The organism is Mesorhizobium sp. M0037 (genome assembly GCF_040323635.1).
In the GTDB taxonomy this organism is placed as follows: domain Bacteria; phylum Pseudomonadota; class Alphaproteobacteria; order Rhizobiales; family Rhizobiaceae; genus Mesorhizobium.
Map to the genome: position 1 here is coordinate 1 of NZ_JAMYVB010000005.1, position 14,023 is coordinate 14,023.

The window sequence follows — 14,023 nt, forward strand, 5'->3', positions numbered from 1 at the left end:
GAGCCAGGCGGTGCTGATCGCGGTCGGTATCGACTGGGACGGAAGGCGCCAGATCCTGGCCGTGGAGATGGCCAATCGCGAGAGCCGCTCGGCCTGGAGGGACTTCCTCGTCGGCCTCAAGGCGCGCGGCCCCCTCAAGGGCGTCGAGTTGGTTGTGTCCGACGATCACGCCGGCCTGGTGGCAGCGATCGGCGAGGTGATCCCCGAAGCCGCCTGGCAACGCTGCTACGTGCACTTCCTCAGGAACGCGCTCGATCATCTGCCGAGGAAGCACGGCGACGACTGCCTGCAGGAATTGCGCTGGCTCTACGACCGGCGCGATCTCGCAGAGGCCAGGGCTGATCTTGCCGCATGGCTTGCCAAATGGTCGGCACGCTATCCGCGCCTGACAGGCTGGGCCGAGGATGCCATCGAACAAACCCTGACCTTCTTCAGGCTGCCGAGACAGCACCACAAGCATCTCAAATCCACCAACATGCTGGAGCGGCTCAACGAGGAAATCCGCCGGCGCACCTATGTCGTGCGCATCTTCCCCAACACCGAAAGCTGCCTGCGCCTGGTCAGGGCCTTGGCCGTCGAGACCAATGAAAACTGGATGGAGGCCAACCGATACATCAACATGGACGACCTGCGCGAGCACAAGAAGCTCGCTCTGCGCCAAGCCGCATGACCAGCATCATGGCCGCCCCATTTTGCAGAACTTGACGCACACAACCGCGCATTTGCGACGAGGACGGCGCAGAGCTTTATGCCGGCCCGGCCGACGGGGCGTATTCGGCGTAGGCAACCACTCCGATCCGCGACCTTGCCTTCTCCCTTGGGGGTGAGAAGCGGTCCGCGCAGCAGACGAAAAGCCAATTGTTGGCTTTTCGAGTTTCGAACGCCCTGAGCCTGCGAAGGACCAAGGGTGGTCCGGTCCACCCGCCCGGTCCCCGCTGCTTCGCAGGGTCCCGGCATTCGCCGCCTTTTTTATCGTGCCAGTGGGACGGTGAATTCGCCTCCGGCGGACTCACCCGACAGGGGAGAAGGAAAAATCAGCAGGGGCCGTCCTCGACGACGCGGTAGTCGGCGGCACGGGCCTCGCAGGCGTTGGGAAAGGTGCGCAGCTCGCCATGGCGGCGGGCGCAGACCGGGGCGTATTCGCGCGTGCAGAATGTCGGCTCTTCGCCACCACCGCCACCACCGCCGCCGTCGCGGCAAGGGCCGTCGCGAACGATGCGGTAGCCTTCCCGTTCGGCAAGGCAGGCATTGGCGAAGGTCTGGCGGTCACCGCCGCGCCGCGCGCAGACCGGCTCGTATTGCCTGGTGCAGAATTCCGGTTCCGGCCGTGGCGGGCGCGGACGTGGTCCCGGCCCGTCATCGACGACGACGGTGCAGGCCGCAAGAAGACCCGACAGGAAGAGAATAGTAAAACCCTGGCGCGAGAAGATCGTCGCAAGAAATCTCATGAATATGCCTCCCTCGAGACCCCCGTCCCCGGCGCAAAACGCGCCTGTCGATCCTCGCCATTCCCTTGCCAAATGCAACCCCCGTTTGCGGCGCGGGAGCCATGCGATGCCCGGCCCGCGCATTGCTTTGGCCCTGGACCAAACCGCTGGACCATGCGTGGCCGGGCTCTGGCTGATGAACTCTTAAGAACCCAGGTTTATCGAAGCGCCTTCGTTGGGATGCGTCGATGGACGCGGCCCGCGGCGCTATCTTGCAACGATCACGTTTCCGTGCGATAAATTTTGTGTTCGGGCATTTGCGACCCGGAGAGCGGAACGTTTTGGACGACCTTTCCCCGATACTGTGAATCTCTGACGGCCCCATTTTCGGCGGGGGGTTTTACCATGCGCAAATGCAGGACTGCCGAAGCAACCACCGGGACTTGCCCACGATGCCAGGCGGCGGGCAAACCATAAGACTGACACGGGTGAAGGAGTTTCCCCAATGGCCCAGACCGGCACCGTTAAATTCTTCAACGCGACCAAAGGCTTCGGCTTCATCACGCCCGACGGCGGCGCCAAGGATGTGTTCGTCCACATTTCCGCGATCGAGGCCTCGGGCCTGCGTACCCTCGTCGACGGCCAGAAGGTCACCTTCGACGTTGAACCCGACCGCATGGGCAAGGGTCCGAAGGCGGTCAACCTCCGCGCGGCCTGAACCGGCGGTGCCCGCGCGCCCGTCAGGGCGCTCGAAAAAGCACCTAAAGCGTGTTTGAACCGGCTTTGTCAGCCGTCCAGAGTTTCGAAGGCGCGACGTTTCCCGTTGCGCCTTTTTCATGACCGCCGTCGCCGGAGGCAAAGGACGCTTTATCGGTCAATGCCGTGGCTGATCGCCGGAGCAATCGTCTGGCGCGAATTGCCTTCGGTGCCACGATCTATTTGACCAGCCTTCAGCGTTGCCGCCGTCGCCAAAACTTTCTCTTGCCGATAGCGCTAAAATAAAGGACAAATTTCCCTTCGGGCATTTGCCGGCCCGAAACTGGACTTTATGGGATCAAAGGGAGCTTCCCATGCCGCAGACCGGCACCGTCAAATTCTTCAATCATGCCAAAGGCTTCGGCTTCATTACGCCCGACGACGGGCAGAAGGATGTCTTCGTTCATATTTCGGCCGTGCAGGCTTCGGGTCTTTCCGGTCTGGAGGATGGACAGAAAGTGACATTCGACACCGAGCCGGACAAGCGCGGCAAGGGTCCGAAGGCCGTCAACCTGTCGGTCGGCTAAGCTGGCTCAAGACAGTCCGGACGGAGATTGACGAGGCGGAGCGCCTTGCGTACGCGCTTGGTTTTGCCGCAAGAACTGGATCGTATCAGCCAATTCCGTTCAGCCCCCGTTCAGCCTCGGTCTTCTATTAATCGTCCCCTAGGCTGGACCGCATCCCCGAAAACTATCCGGGCCGGCACGAAGGAGACCAAAATGAATCGCATTTTCAAGACCGCCATCCTGGGCGCCGCTCTCGCCGCGACCACCCTCGCCACCTTGCCTGCCGCCAATGCCAAGGACTGGAACCGCTGGCATCATGGCCATGGTCGTCATCATAATGGCGACGCGCTTGCGGCCGGTGTCGTCGGCCTTGCGGCCGGCGCTCTGATCGCCGGTGCGCTGAGCAACCCGCAGCCGCGCTACAGCAGCTATGATGACGATTACGACTACCGCGAAGTGCGGCCGGCGCCGGTGCGCCGTTACTATGCCGAACCGCGGGTCGTCTATGCCGACCGCTATGCCGAGCCGTGGACCCGCGACTGGTACGAATACTGCTCGGACCGCTACCGGAGCTTCAATGCCCGCAGCGGCACGTTCACCGGCAATGACGGTGAGCAGCATTTCTGCGTCGCGAATTGAGCTTCCCTGTCCCACAAAAAGCGCTGACCGCAAGGCCAGCGCTTTTTTTTGGCAGAAAGACATCGCTAAGTCAGGAAGGGATTGGTCCGCCTCTCCTCGCCAAAGCGGCCACCCGGGCCGTGGCCGCAGATGAAGCCGATCTCGTCACCGAGCGGCAAAAGCTTGTCCTTGATCGAGGCGATCAGCGCCGCATGGTCGCCGCCCAGCAGGTCGGTGCGCCCGACCGAGCCGCGAAACAGCACGTCGCCGACATGAGCGAACTTCGCCGCGCGATTGTAGTATACGACATGGCCGGGCGCATGGCCGGGGCAGTGCAGCACCTCGAACATATGTGAGCCGAACGAAACCGTCTCGCCCTCTGCGAGAAACCGGTCGGGCACGCAGTTGCGCGCCCCGGCAATGCCGTAGCGCTGGCCCTGGTTCTCAAGATTGTCGAGCAATAGCTTGTCGGCTTCGTGCGGGCCGATGATCTCGATGCCGAGTGCCTCCTTCAGCTCCATGGCGCCGCCGGCGTGATCGATGTGGCCATGGGTGATCCAGATCGCAGCGGCGGTGATCGCATTGTCCTTCAGCACCGCCAGCACCTTGTCGATGTCGCCGCCCGGATCGATGACGACGCCATGCTTGTCATCCATGTCGAACAGGATGGTGCAGTTCTGCTGGAAAGGCGTGACCGGCACGATGCCGGCATTGAGCTGACCCATGATTGTCCTTTCGCTGTTCAAGCGTGATGTAGAGGCGCGGGCGAAGGCCGTCCACTGCTGAAAGCCAAACAGTCCGTCCCAAAACAGAAAATGGGCGGCCCAACGGCCGCCCATTTGACGAAGCCTGAGTCTCGAGCAATTCCAGGAAAACTGTAAAGCGGTTTTCCGTCCGGACTTGCGTAAAACAACAAACTAGATCATTCGCCGTGAAACGGTGAATGATCTAGAGGCTTACTTCTTCATCGCGCCCATGACCGCACCGATGATGCCGGTCAGGATGGCGCCGCCGCCGGCGCCGCCGAGCAGGTTTTTGAGGTTCAGCGTATCACCCAATCCGCCCGCTGCCGTGGCAGCCGCTGCCGGGTCGGCCGTGCCGCCGAGCAGGCTGCCGAGGATCGCCGCGCCGCCGACGCCGCCAACGGCGCCACCGATGATTTTGGTCAGCTGGCCCATCGCCGCATTCTTCAGCGCAACGCCGACCGCCTGACCACCGACAACACCTGCAATTACCTGTACAACGAGCGCAATGAGCGTATTCGTATCCATGTACCTAGTCCCTCCATAGCTGCCAGCCTCCCGGGCCGACACCATCATGAGACGCTGAATTGTACGAAAGTCAAATGCACAGATGCTGAAATAAAGGGGCCGGCCTCAAAACCGCCCCTGCTTGCGAAAAAAGCTGTGACTTTCGTTATTCTGCGGCTATCGCATGCTTAGGTTGCACCGCAGCAGAATAGTCGTTCATCAAAGTCTTGGCGATCTCGCCGACCTCGAATCGGTACGGACCGATCTCGGAGACCGGCGTCACTTCCGCTGCCGTTCCGGTGAGGAAGCACTGTTCGAAGCCTGCGAGTTCCTCAGGCATGATGGCGCGCTCGACGACTTCAAGGCCGCGGTCTTTCGCGAGGCCGATGACGGTGCGGCGGGTGATGCCGTCGAGGAAGCAATCGGGCTTCGGCGTGTGGATCTTGCCATCCTTGACGAAGAAGATGTTGGCGCCCGTTGCTTCGGCGACCTGGCCGCGCCAGTCGAGCATCATGGCATCGGCATAGCCCTTGGCCTCGGCGGCATGCTTGGACATGGTGCAGATCATGTAGAGGCCGGCGGCCTTCGACTTCGACGGCGCGGTGCGCGGATCGGGCCGGCGCCATTCCGCCAGATCGAGACGGATGCCCTTGAGCTTCTGCGCCGGGTCGAAATAGCTCGGCCATTGCCAGATGGCGATGGCGCAGTTGATGCGGCTGTTCTGCGCCGACACCCCCATCTGTTCGCTGCCGCGCCAGGCGATCGGCCTGACATAGGCGTCCTGGAAACCCTGCTTCTTCAGAAGCGTGGTCGAGGCGTCATTGAGCTCGGCCACGGAATAGGGAATATTGAAGCCGAGCAGGCGCGCCGATTCATGCAGACGCTCGGTGTGCTCGTTGAGCTTGAAGATGGCGCCGCCATAGGCGCGCTCGCCCTCGAAGACGGCGCTGGCATAGTGCAGGCCGTGGGTCAGCACGTGGATCTTGGCGTCGGCCCATTTGACGAACTCGCCGTTGATCCAGATGAAGCCGTCCAGTTGGTCGAAGGGAACGGATGCCATGGAAACCTCCCGCGGGCGGCGACCCGCACATCATTAGTGTTGTTTTTTGTTGCGCGACAGCCGCGTCGGGCGGCCCTTGAAGCGTAAGCGGAGAATCGAACTCTGGCAAACTCAGGAAGTTCCGGAAAAACCGCACTCCCTTGCCTTTTCGTTCGCATTCAGCCGAAAAGCTTGTCAAAAATTACCATTGCGGGGAATTACGTCAATAGTACTGACATAATTTCCCTCTATGGACGGAGAAATGATGACGGATCGAAGCCCAGCTGCCGGAAAACCGATCAAGACGCCGATCACCGACGAGGACGGCATCGACTTCGCCATCATCGAACTGTTCTTCTTTGCGTATCGCGATTTCACTTCCGATCCGGACCAAATCCTGGCCGATTACGGCTTTGGCCGCGCCCATCACCGTGTGCTGCATTTCGTCAACCGCCGGCCGGGACTGACGGTCGCCGAACTGCTCGACGTGCTCAAGATCACCAAGCAGAGCCTGGCGCGGGTGCTCAAGCAGCTGATCGACACCGACCATGTCGTCCAATTGCAGGGTCCGCGCGACCGCCGCCAGCGGGAGCTCTATCCGACAGCCAAGGGCCGCGCCTTGGCGCTGGCCCTGGCGCGGCCACAGTCACGCCGCATCCGTGCTGCATTGGAAGATTCCGGAGCCAGCGAGCGTCCCTTGATCGAACGATTCCTGGAAGCCATGGTCAATCCGGAACTAAGGGCGCAGATCGACATTGTGCCTGCAAACATGTCAGGGAAAAGCCATGGAGACCATTGAGAGGGTGGACCAGCCGACGGCGCCGGACGATGACGCGCCGCATCTGCTTGTGGTCGACGACGACACCCGCATCCGCAATTTGCTCAAGCAGTATCTGACCGAAAATGGCTTTCGCGTCACTGTCGCCGGAAATGCCGGCGAGGCCAGGCGCAAGCTCGCCGGGCTCGACTTCGACCTCCTTGTCCTCGACGTCATGATGCCCGGAGAGACCGGCGTCGACCTCACCAAGGCGCTGCGGGCGGAGAAGAACGTTCCGATCCTGATGCTCACCGCCCTGTCGGAGACAGACAGCCGCATCACCGGCCTCGAGGCCGGCGCCGACGACTATCTGCCCAAGCCCTTCGACCCGCGCGAACTGATCCTGCGCATAAACAACATCCTGCGCCGGGGCGGCCCGGCGACCACGCCCAAGGTCGAGCAGCTGGTTTTCGGCCCTTACACTTTCCAGATCGCCAGGCGCGAACTGAAGCGTGGCGGCGAGGCGCTGAAGCTGACCGACCGCGAGCAGGAGATCCTGGCGATCTTCGCCGCGCGGGCCGGCGAAACCATACCGCGCCATGAGCTTGTCGGCGACGATTCGGAAGTCGGCGAACGCACCATCGACGTCCAGATCAACCGGCTGCGCCGCAAGATCGAGCGCGATCCGTCCAATCCGGTCTGGCTGCAGACGGTGCGCGGTATTGGGTATCGGCTCAGCGTGGAATAGAATGCCGCTGACGGCCGCCCTTTGGCCATAGACGAGTGGCCATCGACGAGCGACCAGCGGAAGGACAAATGACGACCACGCAACTGGAACGGCCGGAACAGGGCGGCTTTGGCGCGCGCGTATCACGCGCGCTGAAAGCAATGCCGCGTGCCTGGAAGCGGTTCTGGCGGCTGGTTGCGTTCTATATGCCCAAGCGGCTTTATGCTCGCTCGCTGATCATCGTCATCGCGCCGATGATCCTTCTGCAGTCGGTCGTCGCCTTCGACTTCATGGAACGCCACTGGGCAACCGTGACGCAGCGCCTGTCGCAGGCCACCGTGCGCGACATCGCCGCGATCATCGACATGATCGAGACCTATCCGCATGATGGCGACTACGCCAACATCATCCGCATCGCCCAAGACCGCATGCAGTTGAAGGTCGACCTCTTGCCGCCCGACCCGTTGCCGGCGCCTGGACCCAAGCCCTTCTTCTCGATCCTTGACGACGTCCTTTCCACCGAGATCACCCGCCAGATCAACCGCCCGTTCTGGATCGACACGGTCGGCAATTCCAACATCGTCGAGGTCCGCATCCAGCTCGAGGGCAAGGTGCTGCGCGTCTTCGTGCGCCGCAGCCAGGCCTATGCCTCCAACACCCACATCTTCCTGATCTGGATGGTCGGGACGTCACTGGTGCTGCTGACGATTGCCATCCCCTTCCTTCGCAACCAGATCCGGCCGATCCTGTCTCTGGCCGAGGCCGCCGAAAGCTTCGGCAAGGGCCGGCCGATGCCGCGCGATTTCCGCCCACGCGGCGCCGAGGAGGTTCGCCGGGCCGGCTTTGCCTTCATCCAGATGCGCGAGCGCATCGAACGCCAGCTGGAACAGCGCACCGCCATGCTGACCGGCGTCAGCCACGATCTCAGAACCATCCTCACCCGCTTCAAGCTGCAGCTGGCGCTGGCCGGCGGCAAGCCCGAGACCAAGGCCGCGCTCAACCAGGACATCGACGACATGCAGTCGATGCTGGAAGGCTATATCGCCTTTGCCCGCGGCGAAGCGTCGGAAGATGCCGGCCATTTCGATCTCGAGGCCTATTTCCAAAAGCTCGGCGAGGAGGCGTCGCTGCACAAGCGCAAGCTATCGACCGTGCTTGCCGGTGATCCGGACGTGCATGTGCGCCCGCACGCTTTCGCCCGGCTGTTGTCCAATGTCGCCGGCAATGCCTTGCGCTATGCCAAGACGGTGGAGATCAGCGCCGATCACGGCCGCGGCTCACTCGTCGTCACCATCGACGATGACGGTCCGGGCATCCCGCCGGAAAAGCGCGAGGACGTGTTCAAACCGTTCGTGCGGCTCGACGAGGCGCGCAACCTCGACGCCAGCGGCACCGGCCTTGGTCTCTCTATCGCCCGCGATATTGCCCGCAGCCATGGCGGCGACATCATGCTGGAAGACAGCCCGCTCGGCGGCCTGCGGGCGGTGATCAAGGTGCCCGCCTGACCAAAGCATGATCTGAAAGGCGGGTTCAGCCAAAACCACCTTCATCCGCCCGTCATGAAACCATGGTCAAGAGCGCGCATGAAGCGCGCGACCTCAGTTGATTCGGCTCAGCCGCCTCACTTCGACCTCGTGCCTGCCCGGGTGCGCTGGAGCGAAGCGAGGGCAGCCGGGCCGTACCGCTATCGCATCAAGGCAACTGTCGACCCGAGCAAAGGACCGCCATGCGCATCCTGATGGTCACCGACGCCTGGCGGCCGCAAGTCAACGGCGTCGTCCACACGCTGGAGCGGCTCACTGAAACGCTGAAAACCTTGGACGTTGCGGTCGACTTCCTGACCCCGAACATCTTTCGCACCTTGCCGTTGCCGACCTACCCCGACATCAGGCTGGCGCTGACCACGCCCGGTCATGTCGCGCGGCTGATCGAGGCTCGCAAGGCCGATCATATCCATATCGTCACCGAAGGCCCGCTCGGCATCATGGCGCGGCGCTATTGCCGCAATGCCGGCCGTCCCTTTACCACCAGCTATCACACCCGCTTTCCCGAATATCTGAGCGCCCGCCTGCCAGTGCCGGAGAGCTGGGCCTATCGCTGGCTGCGTGATTTCCACAATTCGGGACAAGGCACGCTGGTCGCCACCCAGTCGCTGGCGGAGGACCTTGCGTCGCGAGGCTTCACCAAGCTCAGGCCGTGGACGCGGGGCGTCGACACCGATCACTTCCGCCCGGACAAGAAGAAGGACCTCGGCTTTCCCGGCCCGGTATTCCTGTGCGTCGGCCGCGTCGCCATCGAGAAGAACCTGAGCGCCTTCCTCGATCTCGACCTGCCCGGCAGCAAGGTGATCGTTGGCGAAGGACCGGAACTGGCCAGGCTCAGGGCGAAATACCCGCAGGCGCATTTTCTCGGCCATCGCCCGAACGATGAGCTGGCCGAGATCTACGCCTCGGCTGATGTTTTCGTTTTCCCCAGCCGCACCGACACGTTCGGCAACGTCATCATCGAGGCGCTGGCCAGCGGCACGCCGGTGGCCGCCTATCCGGTCACCGGACCGATCGACATTGTCGGCGACGGCATCGGCGGCGCGGTGTCGACCGATCTGCGCGAGGCCTCGCTCGCCGCGCTCAATGTCGACCGCGCCGAGGCGCGCGAACGCGCCATGCGCTACAGTTGGAAAGCCTGCGCCGAAATGTTCATGGACACGGTCGAAGAGGCGCTGAGCACAAGGCGCAAGCTGGCCGCCTGACGCAATCTTCCTAAAACAACCTGCCGCCGTCCGGCACCTTGCGCTCGATGGCGCCAAGGACCACGGCGCCTTCCTCATCAGGGAAGCCGAGCGTGAGCACTTCCGACATGAACGGACCGATCTGGCGCGGCGGGAAATTCACCACCGCAAACACCTGCCGTCCCACCAGCGTTTCCGGCGCATAGTATTTCGTGATCTGTGCCGAGGATTTCTTCACGCCGATCTCAGGGCCGAAATCGATCTTCAGCTTGAAGGCGGGTTTGCGCGCCTCGGGGAAAGGCTCGGCCTCGACGATCGTGCCGGCACGGATGTCGACACGATCAAAATCGGCAAAGCTGATCTCGGGCTTGCGCGCGCTGCTCGAACTCATGGAAGCTCAGGCGTTGCCATAGGTCTCGAACAGGACACCGGCCAGCGCATCCTTGGCCGAGGTTCCCGACCAGACAACGAACTGGAAGGCCTGGAAATAGCATTCGCAGGCTTCAAGCGCCGACGACAAAAGCACCTCGACCTGCTGGCTCGACGGTTCGACACCGCCGGCGAGCAGCAGCGACTGGCGAAACATGATCGCGCCCTCCTGCTCCCAGAGATCGAAATGGCCAAACAGCATCTGCTCGTTGATCAGCGACAAAAGCCGCATCACTTCCAGCGCGCGGGCTTCCGGCACCTTGATGTCGAAAGCACAGGCCAGATGCAGCGCCTCGAAGTCCTCCATCCACGAGAAGGAGACGTGATAATCGGTCCAGCTGCCGGCAACCGAGATCGAGATTTCGTCATCGCCGGCCCGTTCGAAGGACCAGTCATTGTTATGGGCGACCTGCTCGATGACATCCACCGGATGGATTTCGCGGGAGAATTCGAGTTCGAGAAGTTCCATGGAATGCTTCCTGTGTTCAGGGGAGCGCCACACGCTCCGCGGGGCACACACGACGAACAATCTTGTCTTGAACTCGGACGGCCAGGACTTCACGACACAAAGACCCCGGACCGGACCCCACCGCCCGGCCGCATGACCCTGCTCCGAATCATGCAACAAATTCAGTCTATTGATCGGGAGTCGCGTGAACAGCCTAATTTTTCGCACTGCGTCATTAGCATGTGGAAAGGCGCTGTCACAAAGATTCATGCATTGCCGGTAAACGATTCACGGCAAAGCACTTTTTCGGATTGTGCTTTGTGGAAAAGTTTAAATTTTATTTTTTTGCTTTGGGCTTTGCCGCAGCCACAGGTGCGGCCTGTCCGGTCAATTCGGCAAGCCTGGCCTCGAGCGCATCGATGCGGGCGGCCAGCCTGGTGTTTTCTTCGCGGGCCTTGGCAGCCATGTCGCGGGCAGCCTCGAACTCCTCGCGCTGCACCACATCCATGGTGTTGAGGATGCGCTCGGCCTGCCCCTTGAAGGCAGTCTCCACCTCGCGGCGCACGCCTTGTGCGGCACCCGCGGCATCGGTCATCAGCTTGGCGAATTCATCGAGAATGCGGTTCGGTCCGGTTGACATGGCAAATCCTCGCTTGCTCGAATTGACGTAGTGGCACTGCCTGCGGAATGCAAGAACGTTGAAGCTGGTGCGGCTTCATGTCGGACGCGATTTGGCTCACGGTCCGGCCGACAGATTGCTATTATCGCAAATGGATTCTTGGAACGACGGTTGCCGTGACGGACAGTGCGGACTTGGAGAAGCGCTTTGCAGCACTCGATGCAGCACTCGCAAAGGGCATTTCGGATGCCAGTGCGGGCCGGGTCTAGCCTGGCGACGAGGTGCTGGACAGGCTTGAAGCCAAATACAGGGCAATGGCAGAGAGAACCAAGTGAAGTTACTGGTCTTCACAGACCAGCGGCCTAGTTTTCCTCACGACTTGCTCCAGGCAAGAGTCACTCTCATTCAGGATCAACCAATGGCAACGCCCCCGCGCCGACCGACCAATCCGATGGAAGCCGCTGAAGCGGCCTTCAAGCCGGTCAAGAAACCCGCGCCTCCCATTCGCGAACCCTCCGCCGCACCAAACGTTCGCGAGCTTGTCTCGATCAGGATCGATCGCGCCGTGCTCGACCATTTCCAGGAAGATGGCCCCGGCTGGCAAGACAGGATCAACGATGCGCTCAGGCAATTGGTCGCCGGCAAGCCGCAGGGTTGAGCCCATTATCTCTGACGATCAGGCTGTCGTCACCTTGCCTTGACCCCGCCAAAACCCTGCCGCATGGTCCGCGCCCTAACGCGAGCCCTCCCAGGAGATCCTGTTGAACGACTATTTCCCGCTGCCGATGGCGTCGCTGTCCTTCCCCAACATCGACCCGGTCCTGGTTCAGATCGGCCCGCTGGCGGTGCACTGGTACGGCATCGGCTATATCGTCGGCATCCTGTTCGCCTGGTGGTACGCCAAGCGGCTCGTCACCAATACAAGGCTGTGGCCTGATGGCGTCTTGCCGATGAAGCCGATCGACCTCGACGATTTCATCGTCTGGGCTGCCGTCGGCGTCGTGCTTGGCGGCCGCACCGGCTATGTGCTGTTCTACGATTTAAAGCGCTATATCGACCACCCGCTCGACATCTTCGCCGTCTGGCAGGGCGGCATGTCGTTCCATGGCGGCCTGCTTGGCGTCATCCTCGCCATGACGCTGTTTTCCCTCAAGCGCGGCATCCGCACCTGGACGCTGTTCGACGTGGTGGCAGCCGGCGTGCCGGTCGGGCTCGGCCTCGTCCGCATGGCGAACTTCGTCAATGCCGAACTCTGGGGTCGCGTGACCGACGTGTCGTGGGGCGTCGTCTTCTGCAACGAGCGTCTCCAGCAGACCGTGGCGGGTTGTGTCGCGGGCCTGGAGCCTCGCCATCCGAGCCAGCTCTACGAAGCGCTGCTCGAGGGCGCGGTGCTGTTCCTGGTCCTGCGCTTCCTCACCCATTCGCGGCTGAAGCTGAAGACGCCGCGCTTTGTCGGCGGCGCCTTCATTTGCGGCTACGGCCTGTCACGCATCTTCGTCGAGTTCTTCCGCGAGCCCGACCAGCAGCTCGGCTACCTCCTCGGCGGCTGGCTCACCATGGGCATGGTGCTGTCGCTGCCGATGGTGCTGGCCGGTATCTGGGCGATGGCCACAGCCAAACCGGCGCCGCAACCACAGCCGGCATGACACGGCTGAAGACCCGCATCGTCGACCTGATCGGCGCGCTCGGCCCCCTCCCCGTCAACGAGTACATGGCGCTCTGCCTGTTCGATCCCAGCGACGGCTACTACACCACGCGCGAGCCGTTCGGCGCCGCCGGCGACTTCGTCACCGCACCCGAGATCAGCCAGATGTTCGGCGAACTCGTCGCCGTCTGGCTCTATCAGGCCTGGCTGGCGATCGGCCGACCCCTGCCGGTCACCATCGCGGAGATCGGGCCTGGCCGCGGCACGCTGATGAAGGACATGCTTCGCACCCTGACGCGGCTCGATCCGGCTATCGCCGCCGGAGCCTCCTTCGCCCTGGTCGAGACCAGTCCGCGGCTGAGTGAAATCCAGAAGCGGACGCTTGCCGAAACTTCGGTTGAGCTCGGCTGGCACGAAACCATCGCCACACTACCGCAGGCGCCGTTGCTGATTGTCGGCAACGAATTGTTCGACGCTGTGCCGATCCGCCAGTTCATCCGCGCCGGCGCCGGCTGGCGCGAACGGGTGATCGGCCTCGATGTCTCAGACGAGTTGAGCTTCTTCGCCGGCGCCGGCTCGGTCGAGGCGATGCTGCTGCCGGAAGACGCCGCCGAGGCGCCACAAGGCTCTATTTTCGAAATAGCACCGGCCCGCGCGGCACTGATGGCGACCATTGCCGAACGCATAGCCGACCACGGCGGCGCCGGGCTGTTCCCTGATTACGGCCATCTCCAGCCCGGTTTCGGCGACACATTGCAGGCCGTGCGCAGGCACGCCCCAGAAGATGTGCTGGCCAATCCCGGCGAAGCCGATCTCACCGCCCATGTCGACTTCGCGGCACTGACCGCCGTCGTGCGGGCGCATGGCCTCGATGTGGAATTGGCGACGCAGGGCGACTTTCTGCTTGGCATGGGATTGCTTGAGCGAGCTGGCCAGTTGGGCAGCCAGGCAAGCCAAGAGGCACGACAAACCATTGCCGATGCTGTCGAGCGCCTGGCCGGATCCGACGGCATGGGCACGCTGTTCAAAATCCTGAAAATCCTGCCGCATCAGCCAGTCTGACCCTCAGAGATC

The 14,023-nt window shown here is 62.4% G+C and carries 19 protein-coding genes; 12 read left to right on the forward strand and 7 right to left on the reverse strand.

Annotated elements, in window-relative coordinates; all coding sequences use genetic code 11:
* The coding region (locus NKJ78_RS09985; RefSeq protein WP_352562427.1) for an IS256 family transposase at nt 1-670 on the forward strand (670 nt) is incomplete at its 5' end.
* A 364-nt stretch (nt 671-1,034) separates the two neighbouring features.
* Here the strand turns inward: NKJ78_RS09985 and NKJ78_RS09990 are convergent.
* Nucleotides 1,035-1,448: a Kazal-type serine protease inhibitor domain-containing protein gene (locus tag NKJ78_RS09990; RefSeq protein WP_023672018.1), complete on the reverse strand. Its 414-nt coding sequence runs from the start codon at nt 1,446-1,448 to the stop codon at nt 1,035-1,037.
* A 484-nt stretch (nt 1,449-1,932) separates the two neighbouring features.
* On the opposite strand from NKJ78_RS09990, the gene NKJ78_RS09995 reads away from it, so the two are divergent.
* The 3 genes from NKJ78_RS09995 (at nt 1,933) to NKJ78_RS10005 (ending at nt 3,328) form a co-directional block, all read left to right on the forward strand.
* Nucleotides 1,933-2,145, forward strand: a complete 213-nt coding sequence (locus NKJ78_RS09995; protein WP_006202520.1) for a cold-shock protein — start codon at nt 1,933-1,935, stop codon at nt 2,143-2,145.
* 352 nt (nt 2,146-2,497) lie between these two features.
* The gene (locus NKJ78_RS10000) at nt 2,498-2,710 is read left to right on the forward strand and encodes a cold-shock protein (protein ID WP_023672019.1); all 213 of its coding nucleotides are present in this window, start codon (nt 2,498-2,500) and stop codon (nt 2,708-2,710) included.
* A 192-nt stretch (nt 2,711-2,902) separates the two neighbouring features.
* Nucleotides 2,903-3,328 carry a BA14K family protein gene (locus NKJ78_RS10005; RefSeq protein WP_023672020.1) on the forward strand — a complete coding sequence of 142 codons (426 nt, stop codon included), beginning with the start codon at nt 2,903-2,905 and terminating at the stop codon, nt 3,326-3,328.
* A gap of 65 nt (nt 3,329-3,393) precedes the next feature.
* Here NKJ78_RS10005 and NKJ78_RS10010 read toward each other — a convergent pair whose 3' ends face one another.
* The 3 genes from NKJ78_RS10010 to NKJ78_RS10020 form a co-directional block, all read right to left on the reverse strand.
* Nucleotides 3,394-4,032, reverse strand: a complete 639-nt coding sequence (locus tag NKJ78_RS10010; protein WP_352459860.1) for an MBL fold metallo-hydrolase — start codon at nt 4,030-4,032, stop codon at nt 3,394-3,396.
* 231 nt (nt 4,033-4,263) lie between these two features.
* Nucleotides 4,264-4,578, reverse strand: a complete 315-nt coding sequence (locus tag NKJ78_RS10015; RefSeq protein WP_023686110.1) for a hypothetical protein — start codon at nt 4,576-4,578, stop codon at nt 4,264-4,266.
* Nucleotides 4,579-4,723: 145 nt separating this feature from the next.
* Entirely contained in the window at nt 4,724-5,617 is an 894-nt protein-coding gene (locus NKJ78_RS10020; protein WP_023691566.1) for a branched-chain amino acid aminotransferase, read from the reverse strand.
* Nucleotides 5,618-5,861: 244 nt separating this feature from the next.
* On the opposite strand from NKJ78_RS10020, the gene NKJ78_RS10025 reads away from it, so the two are divergent.
* The 4 genes from NKJ78_RS10025 (at nt 5,862) to NKJ78_RS10040 (ending at nt 9,829) form a co-directional block, all read left to right on the forward strand.
* Entirely contained in the window at nt 5,862-6,395 is a 534-nt protein-coding gene (locus NKJ78_RS10025) for a MarR family winged helix-turn-helix transcriptional regulator (protein WP_023734975.1), read from the forward strand.
* A complete protein-coding gene (locus tag NKJ78_RS10030) occupies nt 6,382-7,101 on the forward strand; it encodes a response regulator (RefSeq protein ID WP_023672025.1) in 720 nt (239 codons plus the stop codon). The genes NKJ78_RS10025 and NKJ78_RS10030 overlap by 14 nt, the downstream gene beginning before the upstream one ends.
* A 68-nt stretch (nt 7,102-7,169) precedes the next feature.
* Nucleotides 7,170-8,585 carry an ATP-binding protein gene (locus NKJ78_RS10035; protein WP_352459859.1) on the forward strand — a complete coding sequence of 472 codons (1,416 nt, stop codon included), beginning with the start codon at nt 7,170-7,172 and terminating at the stop codon, nt 8,583-8,585.
* Between the two features lie 221 nt (nt 8,586-8,806).
* Complete coding sequence (locus NKJ78_RS10040; RefSeq protein ID WP_352459858.1) at nt 8,807-9,829, forward strand: glycosyltransferase family 4 protein; 1,023 nt, start codon at nt 8,807-8,809, stop codon at nt 9,827-9,829.
* A 10-nt stretch (nt 9,830-9,839) separates the two neighbouring features.
* On the opposite strand, the gene NKJ78_RS10045 is transcribed toward NKJ78_RS10040, so the two are convergent.
* From NKJ78_RS10045 to NKJ78_RS10055, 3 genes are all read right to left on the reverse strand, one after another.
* Nucleotides 9,840-10,199 (reverse strand): tRNA-binding protein, encoded by a 360-nt coding sequence (locus tag NKJ78_RS10045; protein WP_023672028.1) that lies wholly within the window; start codon nt 10,197-10,199, stop codon nt 9,840-9,842.
* Between the two features lie 6 nt (nt 10,200-10,205).
* Nucleotides 10,206-10,706, reverse strand: a complete 501-nt coding sequence (locus tag NKJ78_RS10050) for a type III secretion system chaperone family protein (protein ID WP_006202532.1) — start codon at nt 10,704-10,706, stop codon at nt 10,206-10,208.
* A gap of 316 nt (nt 10,707-11,022) precedes the next feature.
* Complete coding sequence (locus tag NKJ78_RS10055; protein WP_023672029.1) at nt 11,023-11,325, reverse strand: accessory factor UbiK family protein; 303 nt, start codon at nt 11,323-11,325, stop codon at nt 11,023-11,025.
* 77 nt (nt 11,326-11,402) lie between these two features.
* On the opposite strand from NKJ78_RS10055, the gene NKJ78_RS10060 reads away from it, so the two are divergent.
* The 4 genes from NKJ78_RS10060 (at nt 11,403) to NKJ78_RS10075 (ending at nt 14,011) form a co-directional block, all read left to right on the forward strand.
* A complete protein-coding gene (locus NKJ78_RS10060; RefSeq protein WP_023683721.1) occupies nt 11,403-11,573 on the forward strand; it encodes a hypothetical protein in 171 nt (56 codons plus the stop codon).
* Nucleotides 11,574-11,722: 149 nt separating this feature from the next.
* Nucleotides 11,723-11,962 (forward strand): BrnA antitoxin family protein, encoded by a 240-nt coding sequence (locus tag NKJ78_RS10065; protein ID WP_023683720.1) that lies wholly within the window; start codon nt 11,723-11,725, stop codon nt 11,960-11,962.
* A gap of 103 nt (nt 11,963-12,065) precedes the next feature.
* The gene (lgt, locus tag NKJ78_RS10070; protein WP_352459857.1) at nt 12,066-12,950 is read left to right on the forward strand and encodes a prolipoprotein diacylglyceryl transferase; all 885 of its coding nucleotides are present in this window, start codon (nt 12,066-12,068) and stop codon (nt 12,948-12,950) included.
* Nucleotides 12,947-14,011, forward strand: a complete 1,065-nt coding sequence (locus tag NKJ78_RS10075; protein ID WP_352459856.1) for a class I SAM-dependent methyltransferase — start codon at nt 12,947-12,949, stop codon at nt 14,009-14,011. Before lgt ends, NKJ78_RS10075 begins: the two co-directional genes overlap by 4 nt.
* The last annotated feature ends 12 nt before the right edge of the window (nt 14,012-14,023 follow it).